Source organism: Streptomyces sp. NPDC046862 (genome assembly GCF_040704615.1).
Lineage (GTDB): Bacteria > Actinomycetota > Actinomycetes > Streptomycetales > Streptomycetaceae > Streptomyces.
Map to the genome: position 1 here is coordinate 15,036 of NZ_JBEYXP010000072.1, position 12,506 is coordinate 27,541.

10 protein-coding genes are annotated in these 12,506 nt (G+C 73.2%); 6 read left to right on the top strand and 4 right to left on the bottom strand.

Translation table 11 applies throughout. The annotated features are described in order from the left end of the window. Nucleotides 1-2: 2 nt before the first annotated feature. From rimO to AB0959_RS47170, 6 genes are all read left to right on the top strand, one after another. A complete protein-coding gene (rimO, locus tag AB0959_RS47145) occupies nucleotides 3-1,475 on the top strand; it encodes a 30S ribosomal protein S12 methylthiotransferase RimO (RefSeq protein WP_366833106.1) in 1,473 nt (490 codons plus the stop codon). Continuing rightward, the gene (gene pgsA / locus AB0959_RS47150) at nucleotides 1,472-2,167 is read left to right on the top strand and encodes a CDP-diacylglycerol--glycerol-3-phosphate 3-phosphatidyltransferase (RefSeq protein WP_366833107.1); all 696 of its coding nucleotides are present in this window, start codon (nucleotides 1,472-1,474) and stop codon (nucleotides 2,165-2,167) included. Before rimO ends, pgsA begins: the two co-directional genes overlap by 4 nt. Next, nucleotides 2,164-2,709: a CinA family protein gene (locus AB0959_RS47155; RefSeq protein ID WP_366833108.1), complete on the top strand. Its 546-nt coding sequence runs from the start codon at nucleotides 2,164-2,166 to the stop codon at nucleotides 2,707-2,709. Before pgsA ends, AB0959_RS47155 begins: the two co-directional genes overlap by 4 nt. Nucleotides 2,710-2,818: 109 nt before the next feature. After that, on the top strand, nucleotides 2,819-3,196 hold the full coding sequence (locus AB0959_RS47160; RefSeq protein ID WP_131568294.1) for a helix-turn-helix transcriptional regulator: 378 nt from the start codon (nucleotides 2,819-2,821) through the stop codon (nucleotides 3,194-3,196). A 288-nt stretch (nucleotides 3,197-3,484) separates the two neighbouring features. Then, nucleotides 3,485-3,955 carry a DNA starvation/stationary phase protection protein gene (locus AB0959_RS47165; RefSeq protein ID WP_366833134.1) on the top strand — a complete coding sequence of 157 codons (471 nt, stop codon included), beginning with the start codon at nucleotides 3,485-3,487 and terminating at the stop codon, nucleotides 3,953-3,955. Between the two features lie 288 nt (nucleotides 3,956-4,243). After that, a complete protein-coding gene (locus tag AB0959_RS47170) occupies nucleotides 4,244-4,555 on the top strand; it encodes a hypothetical protein (RefSeq protein ID WP_366833109.1) in 312 nt (103 codons plus the stop codon). A 115-nt stretch (nucleotides 4,556-4,670) separates the two neighbouring features. Here AB0959_RS47170 and AB0959_RS47175 read toward each other — a convergent pair whose 3' ends face one another. The 4 genes from AB0959_RS47175 to AB0959_RS47190 form a co-directional block, all read right to left on the bottom strand. Then, nucleotides 4,671-5,435 (bottom strand): SDR family NAD(P)-dependent oxidoreductase, encoded by a 765-nt coding sequence (locus AB0959_RS47175; RefSeq protein ID WP_366833110.1) that lies wholly within the window; start codon nucleotides 5,433-5,435, stop codon nucleotides 4,671-4,673. 111 nt (nucleotides 5,436-5,546) lie between these two features. Next, nucleotides 5,547-6,389, bottom strand: a complete 843-nt coding sequence (locus AB0959_RS47180) for a DNA-formamidopyrimidine glycosylase family protein (RefSeq protein WP_366833111.1) — start codon at nucleotides 6,387-6,389, stop codon at nucleotides 5,547-5,549. A 73-nt stretch (nucleotides 6,390-6,462) separates the two neighbouring features. Further along, a complete protein-coding gene (locus tag AB0959_RS47185) occupies nucleotides 6,463-11,355 on the bottom strand; it encodes a DEAD/DEAH box helicase (protein ID WP_366833112.1) in 4,893 nt (1,630 codons plus the stop codon). Nucleotides 11,356-11,543: 188 nt separating this feature from the next. Beyond that, nucleotides 11,544-12,488: a hypothetical protein gene (locus AB0959_RS47190; protein WP_366833113.1), complete on the bottom strand. Its 945-nt coding sequence runs from the start codon at nucleotides 12,486-12,488 to the stop codon at nucleotides 11,544-11,546. Between the last annotated feature and the right edge of the window lie 18 nt (nucleotides 12,489-12,506).

A 12,506-nucleotide genomic window follows, 5' to 3' on the forward strand; every position in this document is an offset into this window, starting at 1 on the left:
GCATGCCTGAACGCCGTACCGTCGCACTCGTCACTCTCGGCTGCGCCCGTAACGAGGTGGACTCGGAGGAGCTCGCAGGCCGCCTGGAGGCGGACGGCTGGGAGCTCGTCGAGGACGCCGGGGACGCCGACGTCGCCGTGGTCAACACCTGTGGCTTCGTCGAGGCCGCCAAGAAGGACTCGGTCGACGCGCTCCTGGAGGCCAACGACCTCAAGGACCACGGCAGAACCCAGGCCGTCGTGGCGGTCGGCTGCATGGCCGAGCGGTACGGCAAGGAGCTGGCGGAGGCCCTGCCCGAGGCCGACGGCGTGCTCGGCTTCGACGACTACGCGGACATCTCCGACCGCCTGCAGACCATCCTGTCCGGCGGCATCCACGCCGCGCACACCCCGCGCGACCGGCGCAAGCTGCTGCCCATCAGCCCCGCCGAGCGGCAGGGCGCGGGCGCGGACGTAGCGCTCCCCGGGCACGCGCCCGTCGACCTTCCGGAAGGTCTCGCTCCGGCCTCGGGCCCCCGTGCGCCCCTGCGCCGCCGCCTCGACGGCTCGCCCGTCGCCTCGGTGAAGCTCGCCTCCGGCTGTGACCGGCGCTGCTCCTTCTGCGCCATCCCGTCGTTCCGCGGCTCGTTCATCTCGCGGCGGCCGAGCGACGTCCTCGGCGAGACCCGGTGGCTCGCCGAGCAGGGTGTGAAGGAGATCATGCTGGTCTCCGAGAACAACACCTCCTACGGCAAGGACCTGGGTGACATCCGTCTCCTGGAGACCCTGCTGCCCGAGCTCGCCGAGGTCGACGGCATCGAGCGGGTGCGCGTCAGCTACCTCCAGCCGGCCGAGATGCGGCCCGGGCTCATCGACGTGCTGACGTCCACACCGAAGGTGGCGCCCTACTTCGACCTGTCCTTCCAGCACTCCGCGCCCGGTGTGCTGCGCGCGATGCGGCGCTTCGGGAGCACCGACCAGTTCCTGGAGCTGCTCGACACGATCCGCGCCAAGGCCCCGCAGGCCGGTGTGCGGTCCAACTTCATCGTGGGCTTCCCCGGCGAGACCGAGGACGACCTGGAGGAGCTGGAGCGGTTCCTGAGCGGTGCGCGGCTGGACGCGATCGGCGTCTTCGGGTACTCCGACGAGGAGGGCACCGAGGCCGCGACGTACGAGAACAAGCTGGACGAGGACGTGGTCGCCGAGCGGCTCGCCCGGGTGTCCCGGCTGGCCGAGGAGCTGGTCTCGCAGCGCGCCGAGGACCGGGTCGGCGAGACGGTCCAGGTGCTGGTCGAGTCGGTCGACGACGAGGACGGCGCGTACGGCCGCGGTGCGCACCAGGCTCCCGAGACGGACGGCCAAGTGCTGTTCACGACCGGCGAGGGTTTGAGTGTCGGCCTTATGGTCGAGGCGAAGGTGGTCGGCACGGAGGGCGTCGACCTGGTGGCGGAGCCGCTCCTGGGCCCGCTCGGGTGTGGTGAGGAGGCGGCCAGATGACGGGAGTCCCGGCATCCGCGGCGGGCGGTTCCGCCGGCGCCCCGGGCGCCCAGAGCGGCGCCAAGCCGGCGCGTGGCGGGAAGCTGGGCACTGCTGCCGTCAACCAGGCCAGCATCTGGAACATCGCGAACATCCTGACCATGCTCCGCCTGGTCCTCGTGCCGGGCTTCGTCGCGCTGATGCTCATGGACGGCGGGTACGACCCGGTGTGGCGTGCCTGGGCCTGGGCCGCGTTCGCCGTCGCCATGATCACCGATGTCTTCGACGGTCATCTGGCGCGCACGTACGACCTCGTCACCGACTTCGGGAAGATCGCCGACCCCATCGCCGACAAGGCGATCATGGGAGCGGCGCTGATCTGCCTGTCCGGCCTGGGCGATCTGCCGTGGTGGGTGACGGGCGTCATCCTCGGCAGGGAACTCGGGATCACCCTGCTGCGTTTCCTGGTCATCCGTTACGGAGTGATCCCCGCGAGCCGCGGCGGGAAGATGAAGACGCTCGCGCAGGGCACGGCCGTCGGGATGTACGTACTGGCACTGACGGGGCCCCTGGCGACACTGCGGTTCTGGATGATGGCTGTGGCGGTCGTTCTGACCGTCGTGACCGGGCTCGACTACGTGAAACAGGCCATTGTGCTGCGCGGGCAGGGAATCGCCGCGCGCAAGGCTGCGGCGAAGGAGGCGGAACGGTGAATTCCGTGGCCGCCGACGTGCTGCGACTACTCGGAGTGAGGGGAGAGACCCTTGCTGTCGCCGAGTCGCTGACCGGTGGTCTGGTTGCGGCGGAAATCACAGCGGCGCCCGGAGCCTCCAAGGTCTTCCGCGGCTCGGTGACCGCCTACGCCACCGAGCTCAAGCACGAGGTGCTCGGCGTGGACGCCCACCTGCTCGCGGCGCACGGAGCGGTGAATCCGCAGGTTGCGGCCCAGATGGCGGCCGGAGTGCGCAAGGCGCTCGGCGCGGACTGGGGCGTCGCGACCACCGGTGTCGCGGGCCCCGAACCCCAGGACGGCCAGCCGGTGGGCACGGTTTTCGTTGCCGTCGACGGGCCGTTCGGCGCGGATTCCGACTGTCCAGTTGGCGGGAAAGTGGCTGCGCTGCGGTTGAACGGCGACCGGGCGGAAATCCGTATGGAGAGTGTACGGAGCGTACTCGCACTCCTCCTGAAGGAGGTTGCGGGCGAACAGACCGGGAATGAGCGGGCACAGGATACGGAACAGAACGGGGGGACTTGATGTTTGCAGCCCTGAGTGAACACGACAGCGCTCCCCGCACGGCCGCGGCGCAAGGCGGTACGGTGGGGCGTGAAGGATGCGGCTACGCGGTCCGAGGAGGGAGCCACCGATGATTCTGCTCCGTCGCCTGCTGGGTGACGTGCTGCGTCGGCAGCGCCAGCGCCAGGGCCGTACTCTGCGCGAAGTCTCCTCGTCCGCCCGAGTCTCACTCGGCTATCTCTCCGAGGTGGAGCGGGGGCAGAAGGAGGCTTCCTCCGAGCTGCTCTCCGCCATTTGCGACGCGCTTGACGTACGGATGTCCGAGCTCATGCGGGAAGTGAGCGACGAGCTCGCACTCGCCGAGCTGGCCCAGTCGGCAGCGGCCGCCGAGCCGGTGCCCGCACCAGTGCGTCGACCCATGCTCAATTCCGTGTCGGTGACCGGCGTGCCACCGGAACGGGTCACGATCAAGGCGCCCGCCGAGGCGGTGGACGTCGTCGCCGCGTGAGCGTGCGCGCGGTGTGACGCACGTGACTCACGTACCGGGCCGAGGCCCGTCGTGAGGTGATGTGGGCGAGAGCCCCGGTCGGCTCCTCCAGGAAGACCTGGAGGAGCGTCGGCCGGGGCTCTCGTGTTTCGTCTTTCACGTCTGGGCTCTCGTGTCTCCCCGCGTTCCCGGTGTCTCCCCGTTTGCCGGTGCCGGGCGGGGCGGTCATCGTGGAGGAGGCGGGGGCTCGGGGCCGTACGGACGATTCTCCGCGCGCGGGTTCGCGACGGAGGGATTCGGAGCATGCCCATGTACGTCGTGAAGAGCCCGCTGCCGGAGGCCGACCTCAAGACCGTGTCCGAGGCGCTGCAGGGTGCCCTGGTCGATCTGGTCGACCTCTCCCTGGTGGCCAAGCAGATCCACTGGAACGTGATCGGGCCGCGTTTCCGCTCCATCCACCTCCAGCTCGACGACGTCGTGGCCACCGCCCGGACGCATTCCGACACGGTGGCGGAACGGGCCGCGACCCTGGGCGTCTCTCCCGACGGGCGGGCCGGCACGGTCTCCGGCACCAGCGGCATCGGCAAGGCCCCCGACGGCTGGGTCAAGGACACGGACGCGGTGGGAACGCTCGTGGACGCGCTGGGCGCGGTCATCACACGGATGCGGGAACGGGTGAAGTCCACCGCGGACCCCGACCCGGTGAGCCAGGACATCTTCATCGGGATCACCGCGGATCTCGAGAAGCACCACTGGATGTTCCAGGCGGAGCACGGGTGACAGGGGAGGGCCGGAGGCGGTCTCGGGCGGCCTCGGTGGGCGGGGCGCGCTCGAGGTGGCGTGTGCGTGCGTGCGCGGGTGGTGTGCGCCCCGTGTGGTGCGAGCGCCGTGTCACAGCGAGGGGAGTGCGCCGGGTCCGGGGGCTGGGCGTTGTCCATGCGAGTGCGGTGCGCCCCTGTGCCGGGGGTGCGCCCTGCCGAGCGGTGCGGCCGGCGGCCTAGCGTCTAGCGTCGGGCCGGGGGGCGTGGAACGGCCCCGGGTTGCCGGGGCGGCCTGGAGGTGGCGGCCATGCGGACAGTGCGCTGGGGGCGCGGGTGGCGCTGGGGGGCGGCACTGGGGCTCGGGGCGCTGTGGTGGTGGGGCGTGCTGCGGCTCGCCCTGGCGCCGGACGCGGGTCCGGTGGAGGCGGCCATAGCGGCCGGGGGGTGGGGGCTGAGCCTGCTGCCGGTGCACTGTGTGCCGAAGGGGGCGAGAAGGCCCAAGGAGGAGGCGAGCGGGCCCGAGAAGGGGGAGAGCGGGCCGCAGGAGGGGGCGTCGGCCCCGACAGGGGAGCCAGGGCCGACGGGGGTGGGGGAGACGGCTGGGGCGGAGCGGCGATGACGTGAGGCCCGGTGGCCCGCGATCGGTTGGGGACCGGCGCGGGCGAACTCCGGGAACCGGCATCGTCTGCCTCCGCCCCAGCCGCCCCAACCGCCGCACGCGTCCGTCTCCGACGTCACCAGGGCATCGCCACCCCGCCGTTCGGCCGGAGTATCTGGCCCGTCGTGAACGACGACGCGTCGGAGGCCAGGTGCAGGACGGCGTGCGCGATCTCGTCCGGTTCGCCGACCCGGTCCAGGGGCGAGAGCCGCGCCATGACCTTTTCCGTGCGCGCCTGCGCCTCGTCGTCGTGGCGGTCCGTCATGGGCGTCCTGATCCAGCCCGGTGCCACCGCGTTGACGCGGATGCCGTGCGGGCCGACCTCGGTCGCCAGGGTCTTCGTCAGCTGGACGACCGCCGCCTTCGCCACGCCGTAACAGAGCAGGCCGGGGCCGCCGGTGTCGACGGCGCCCGAGGCCATGGTGACGATGCTTCCCCGGGTCCCGCCCTCGATCATGAGGCGGGCCGCCTCCTGGCAGGCGTACAGCACGCCCTTGAAGTTGACGCCCCACACCCGGTCGAGGTCCTCGTCGCGGGTCTCCAGGACCGGGCTGCTGTGCATGATCCCGGCGACCGCCGCCATCACGTCGAGCCGCTCACAGCCCGCCACGGCCCGGCGGAGCTGTTCGCGGTCGGTGACGTCGAGGTGGTGGGTGTGCGCGGTGCCGCCCGCGCCCTTGATGACGGTGGCGGTCTCGTGCAGCCCTTGGGCGTCGCGGTCCGCGCAGTGCACGGTCGCGCCCGCCTCGGCGAGCAGCACGGCGCAGGCGCGCCCGATACCGCTGCCGGCGCCGGTGACGAATGCGGTGCGTCCGGTGAGGTCGTACGCCGTGACGGGCATGAGACGACCGTACGAGGAATTCTGACGGCCCGTCAATTGATGGGTCCGCACTTGGTGGCCGATCCGCGCTTGCCCAGTCCGTGCTTGGCCGCTTCGCGCTTGGCCGGGCCGTCAACGGGCTGTACGGCGCCGGGTCGGTCCGGCCGCGCGGGTGCCCGGAGCCGGGGCCGGGCCCGTCTGGCAGGCGGGGCACCAGTAGGTGGGGCGCTCGCGGGAGCCGTCGCCCTGGTTCGCCGAACGGACGGGAGTGCGGCAGCGCAGGCAGGGGCGGGGAGCGCGGCCGTACACGAAGTGGCTCTGGTCGCGGCGGCCCGTGGTGACGCGGACCGGGCGGTCGCGGTTGACCTCCAGGAGCTTCTGGGCGAGTGCGGGGAGCTTGGCCGCGCGGTCCTCGGGGAGCTCGCCGACGGGGAGCCACGGGGTCGCCCCGAGCAGGAAGCAGAGCTCGCTCTTGTACACGTTGCCGATACCGGCGAGGTTGCGCTGGTCGAGGAGGGTCTCGCCGAGGGGGCGGGCCGGGTCGCCCAGGAGGTTGGCGAGAGCCCGGTCGGGGTCCCAGTCCGGGCCGAGGAGGTCGGGGCCGAGGTGGCCGACGGCCCGGTCCTCCTCCGAGGTGCGGAGCAGTTCCAGCACGGGGAGGCGGTAGCCGACGGCCGTGTGGCCGGCCGTGCCGAGGACGGCCCGGATCTGGTGTGCGGGACCGCCGGTCCAGCGCCGGCCGGTCGCGTACACCTTCCACGAGCCGTCCATCCGCAGATGCGAGTGCAGGGTCAGGCCGCCCTCGACGCGGGTGAGGAGGTGCTTGCCGCGCGGTGTGACGTCCAGGACGGTGCGGCCGGTGAGATCGGCTGTCGCGTTCCTCGGCACCCGGAGGTCGAAGCGGGTCAGCACGTGGCCCGCGAGGGCGCTGTGCAGCCGTCTCGCGGCCTGCCAGACGGTGTCTCCTTCGGGCATGGGTCCAGGGTGGCACGCCGGTGGGCGGTGTGGTGGGCGGGTGGGGTTCCGCCGGGGTGCCCGGCCGCCGGGGTCAGGCGCGGAGCCGCAGCCCCCGTGGGGTCGCTATGAAGCCCGCTCCTTCCAGGAGGGTGCCGTAGGGGGACGTGAGGGCGGAGGCTCCGTTGACGCGCTCCACCGTGACGGTGCCCAGGGAGCCCGCGCGCGCGGACGAGGAGAGCGCTTCGGCGGCGGCCAGGAGCCGTGGATCCTCGGTGGCCGTGCCGTCCGGGTCCGAGGGCCAGGCGAGCAGCGTCTTGCCGCCGCGCTCCATGTACAGGGTCAGCTCTCCGTCGACCAGCACGACCAGGGAGCCGGCCTTGCGGCCTGGTTTGTGACCGGCACCGGTGGGGGGCTCGGGCCAGGGGAGGGCGGCGCCATAGGCGTTGGCGGGGTCGGCGGCGGCCAGGACCACGGATCGGGTGGTGCCGTTGCGACGCGTACGGCTGACGGGGAGGCGGGGCGGCGGTGTGTAGCCGTAGCTGTCGGGGAAGTCGGCACCGCCATCAGGGCCTGAGGGGAGGTCGGTTCCGGTGGCGCGGCCCGCTGGGAGGCCGGTCCCGGCGTCGTGGCCCGCGGGGAAGTCGGCCCAGTCCCCGCGGTTCGCGGGGAAGTCCGGTGGGCCGAAGGCCGGCTCGGGCGCGGATTCGCCGCGGTCCCGGGCGCTCGCCGTCGCGCGCAGGCGGTCCACCGCGCCGTCCATCGCGAACTGGGCCGCGCCGAGCCCCTCCACCACGTACCCGCGCCGGGCCTGGCCGCTCTCCTCGAAGACGGACAGCACGCGGTACGTCGCCGAGAAGCCGCCCTCGACCCCCTCGGCGGCCACGGCGCCCCGGGTCACCACGCCGTGCCGGTCGAGGAGGGTGCGGGCGAGCGCGTGGGCGCGCACGGTGGGGTCGGGCTCATGCGCGGGGAGCAGCGACCAGCGGCCCGCGACCGTGGGAGGTCCGGTACGGGACTGGGGGCGCGCGGCGGCCGTCAGCGAGCCGTAACGGCCGCGCGGGATCGTGCGTTTGGCGCGGTGGGCGGTGGAGCCGGCGGTGCGGCCCGAGCCGAGGACGGCTCGCATCGGGGCCAGTGTGTCGTTCGTGAGCCGGCCGGACCAGGTCAGGTCCCAGATGGCGTCGGCGAGTTGGGGGTCGGTGGCGTCGGGGTGGGTGGTGGCGCGGACCTGGTCGGCGATCTGGCGGAAGAACAGGCCGTAGCCCCCGGAGAGGCTGTCCAGCACCGACTGGTGGAGCGCGGTCAGCTCCAGGGGGTGCGGGGAGGGCAGGAGGAGCGGGGCCGCGTCCGCCATGAAGAGGGAGACCCAGCCGTCCTTGCCGGGAAGGGCTCCCGCACCGGCCCACACGATCTCTCCGGCCGACGTGAGCTCGTCGAGCATCGAAGCGGTGTAGCCCGCCACCCGGGACGGCAGGACCAGTTTCTCCAGGGCGGAGGCGGGGACGGAGGCGCCCTGGAGCTGTTCGACGGCACGCACCAGTCCGTCGATGCCCCGCAGTCCATGGCCGTTGCCCACATGCTGCCACTGGGGCAGGAACTGGGCGAGCGCGGCGGGCGGCACCGGCTCCAGCTCGTGCCGCAGCGCGGCGAGGGAGCGGCGGCGCAAACGGCGCAGCACGGCCGCGTCGCACCACTCCTGTCCGATGCCCGCCGGGTGGAACTCTCCCTGGACGATGCGTCCGCCCGCGGCGAGCCGCTGCAGCGCGCCCTCCGTGACGGCCACCCCGAGACCGAAGCGGGCCGCCGCCGTGGCCGAGGTGAAGGGGCCGTGGGTGCGCGCGTACCGGGCGAGGAGGTCGCCGAGCGGGTCCTTGACCGGCTCGGTGAACGCCTCGGGGACGCCCACGGGCAGAGCCGTGCCCAACGCGTCGCGCAGGCGGCCCGCGTCCTCGATCGCCGCCCAGTGGTCGGCGCCGGCGACGCGCACCCGGATGACGCGGCGCGCCCCCGCCAGCTCCCGGGCCCACTGCGGCTCGGCGCCGCGCTCCGTCAACTCCGCGTCCGTGAGCGGGCCCAGCAGCCGCAGCACGTCCGCGACGCCCTCGGGGTCCTTGACGCGGCGGTCCTCCGTGAGCCACTGGAGCTCGCGCTCCAGCTCGGAAAGGACCTCGGCGTCCAGCAGCTCCCGCAGCTCCGCCTGGCCCAGCAACTCGGCCAGCAGCCGCGAGTCCAGCGACAGGGCGGCGGCCCGCCGCTCGGCCAGCGGGGAGTCGCCCTCGTACAGGAACTGGGCGACGTACCCGAAGAGCAGGGAGCGGGCGAAGGGCGACGGCTCCGGTGTGGTGACCTCGACGAGCCGCACCTTGCGGGACTCGATGTCACCCATCAGCTCGGTGAGGCCGGGTACGTCGAAGACGTCCTGGAGGCATTCGCGGACCGCCTCGAGGACAATCGGGAACGAGCCGAACTCGCTAGCCACCTCCAGCAGTTGGGCCGCCCGCTGGCGCTGCTGCCACAGCGGGGTGCGCTTGCCGGGGTTGCGCCGGGGCAGCAGCAGCGCACGGGCGGCGCACTCGCGGAACCGGGACGCGAACAGCGCCGAGCCGCCGACCTGGTCGGTGACGATCTGGTCGACCTCGCCCTTGTCGAACACGACGTCCGCGGCGCTCACGGGCGCCCGCTCGGCGTCGTACTCCGTGCCACGCTTTCCCGGCCGGGGGTCCGGGGGTTGTCCCCCGGGAGAATGCAGCCTGGGCTCCTGGTCGAGCAGGTCCAGGTCCATCAGCCCGGCGTCGGGGAGGCGCAGCACGATGCCGTCGTCGGCGTGCATCACCTGGGCGTCCATGCCGTACCGCTCGGACAGGCGCGCGCCGAGGGCGAGGGCCCAGGGGGCGTGGACCTGGGCGCCGAACGGTGAGTGCACGACGACCCGCCAGTCGCCCAGCTCGTCGCGGAAGCGCTCGACGACGATCGTGCGGTCGTCGGGGACGTGACCGGCGGCCTCGCGCTGCTCCGCCAGGTACGACAGGACGTTGTCCGCGGCCCAGGCGTCGAGGCCGGCGGCGAGCAGACGCAGGCGGGCGTCGTCCTGAGGCAGGGAGCCGACCTCGCGCAGGAACGCGCCCACCGCACGGCCCAGTTCCAGCGGGCGGCCGAGTTGGTCGCCCTTCCAGAAGGGCAGCCGCCCGGGGACGCCGGGAGCCGGGGAGACCAGGACGCGGTCGCGTGTGATGTCCTCGATGCGCCAGGAGCTGGTGCCCAGCGTGAAGACGTCGCCGACGCGGGACTCGTACACCATCTCCTCGTCGAGCTCGCCGACCCGGCCGCCGCCCTTCTTCGGGTCGGCGCCCGCGAGGAACACCCCGAAGAGCCCGCGGTCCGGGATCGTGCCCCCCGACGTGACGGCCAGGCGCTGTGCTCCCGGGCGGCCGGTGATCGTGCCGGCGACGCGGTCCCACACCACGCGCGGGCGCAACTCGGCGAAGGCGTCGGACGGATAGCGGCCCGCGAGCATGTCGAGCACGGCGGTGAACGCCGACTCGGGCAGCGAGGCGAAGGGGGCCGCGCGGCGGACCATGGCCAGCAGGTCGTCGACCTGCCAGGTGTCCAGGGCGGTCATCGCGACGAGCTGCTGCGCCAGCACGTCCAGGGGGTTGGCGGGGATCTTCAGGGACTCGATGGAGCCGGTGCGCATCCGCTCGGTGACGACGGCGGACTGGACGAGGTCGCCGCGGTACTTGGGGAAGACCACGCCCCGGGAGACCGCGCCCACCTGATGGCCCGCGCGGCCCACGCGCTGCAGGCCGGAGGCCACGGAGGGCGGCGACTCCACCTGGACCACGAGGTCCACCGCCCCCATGTCGATGCCGAGCTCCAGGCTGGAGGTGGCGACCACCGCCGGGAGGCGCCCGGCCTTGAGGTCCTCCTCGACCACGGAGCGCTGCTCCTTGGAGACCGAGCCGTGATGGGCACGGGCGATCACCGGGGGAGCGCCCTGGGCGGCGCCCGAGCCGCCCATGAGCTCGGCGGGGGCGTGGTGCTCGTCGAGGGGTTCGCCTGTCGCGCGCTCGTACGCGATCTCGTTGAGCCGGTTGCAGAGGCGCTCCGCGAGGCGGCGGGAGTTGGCGAACACGATCGTCGAGCGGTGGGCCTGGACGAGGTCGGTGATCCGCTCCTCGACGTGCGGCCAGATCGACGGGCGCTCGGCACCCTCGGAGCCGTCGGCGACCGGGGAGCCTCCCAGCTCGCCCAGGTCCTCGACCGGGACGACCACGGAGAGGTCGAACTCCTTGCCGGACGTCGGCTGGACGATCTCCACCTTGCGGCGGGGGGACAGGTAGCGGGCGACCTCGTCGACCGGACGGACCGTCGCGGAGAGGCCGATGCGGCGGGCCGGCCTCGGCAGGAGCTCGTCCAGGCGCTCCAGCGAGAGCGCCAGGTGCGCGCCGCGCTTGGTGCCCGCCACGGCGTGCACCTCGTCGAGGATCACCGTGTCGATGCCGGTCAGCGCCTCGCGCGTGGCCGAGGTGAGCATCAGGAACAGTGATTCCGGGGTGGTGATCAGGATGTCCGGGGGGCGGGTGGACAGGGCCCGGCGCTCGGCGGCGGGGGTGTCGCCTGACCGGATGCCGACCTTGACCTCGGGCTCGGGCAGGCCCAGTCGGACGGCTTCCTGGCGGATGCCGGTCAGCGGGCTGCGGAGGTTGCGCTCCACGTCGACGGCGAGGGCCTTGAGCGGGGACACGTAAAGGACGCGGCAGCGCTTCTTCGGATCGGCGGGGGGCGGGGTGGAGGCCAGCTGGTCGAGGGCGGCGAGGAAGGCGGCAAGGGTCTTGCCGGAGCCGGTGGGGGCGACGACCAGCACGTCCGAGCCCTCGGCGATCGCCCGCCAGGCGCCGGACTGGGCCGCGGTGGGCGCGGGAAAGGCCCCCGTGAACCAGCCGCGGGTCGCGGGGGAGAAGGCGTCGAGCGCGGAACTGACCATGTGCCCATGGTGCACCCGACCACTGACAGTGCCTCTGGCGGTTGGGCGGGGCGTTCTCTTCTGCCGGGTTCTGTTCGGGGGTGGCTGCGGGGTTGTGTGCGGCTGGTCGCGCGGTTCCTCGCGCCCCTTTCGGGGCGCGTCCCCCTCGGAGTGTCGAGTGGCTGTGGCGCCGGGTGAGCCCGGGTCTTTCAGGGGCGCGGCCGTCCGTAGGCGTCGAGTGTGCGCAAGGCCTCGATGGTGACGATCGGGCGGCTCTCCAGGGTGGTGGTCGGAGCCCACTGGCGCCACCGGATGGGCCAGCCGCCGTCCTCCCGCTGCTCGCTCACCAGGAAGTCCAGCGAGCGGGTCATCTCCTCGTCGGTGAACCACCCGCGCGCGAGGGAGCCGGGAGTGCGGGCGAAGTCGTGCGGGAAGTGGTGCTCGCCCGGCGCGTACCCGGGCGACACCGGGTACGCCTCCAGATGGTCGGGGTCCAGCGCGGCGAGGCGGTGTTCGCGGACCAGGCGGCCGAGCCGGTCGGCGGCCGCCTCCGCGCGCGAGCGGTCGGGAACCGAGTCCAGGAAGGCCACGGCCGCCTCGATCTCGTACGGATGTGACTTCGCCAGGGACTCGACCGCCTGCCAGCAGAAGTCGGTGGCCCGGAACAGCCACGCGTGCCACACCTCGTTGCGGTGCAGCATGCCCACCACGGGGCCGGTGGCCAGGAGATCGCTGGGCGGGTCGTCGACGACGCTGATGAAGGGTGCCGCGGGGTAGCCCCGCTGAGCGGGATGGATCGCCGGGAGGGCACCGTCCGGGGTCGACACGGACGTCAGATAGCGGCACACGCGTTCCGCCCGCTGACCGCCGCAGCGCCCGATCGAGTCCAGGACGCGCAGCGCGTGCCCGGTGTGCAGCGGCTGGCTCACCGGCCCGCGCAGATCGGGCTCGAGCGCGTGGCCGTACCCCTCGTCCTCGTTGCGGTAGGCGGTCAGCGCGGTCTCCACCGCGTCGGCGCTCCCGCCGAGGAAGTGGTACGCGAAGCGGCGCTGCTCCAGCACGCGCGCGGTGAGCCAGACGAACTGTTCGGCGCGGGCGAGCGGGCTGGGCGCCGGGGGCGTCGGGGGGAGTGGGGATGCTCCGGTTTCGGCCATGCGTCAGACCGTAGGGCG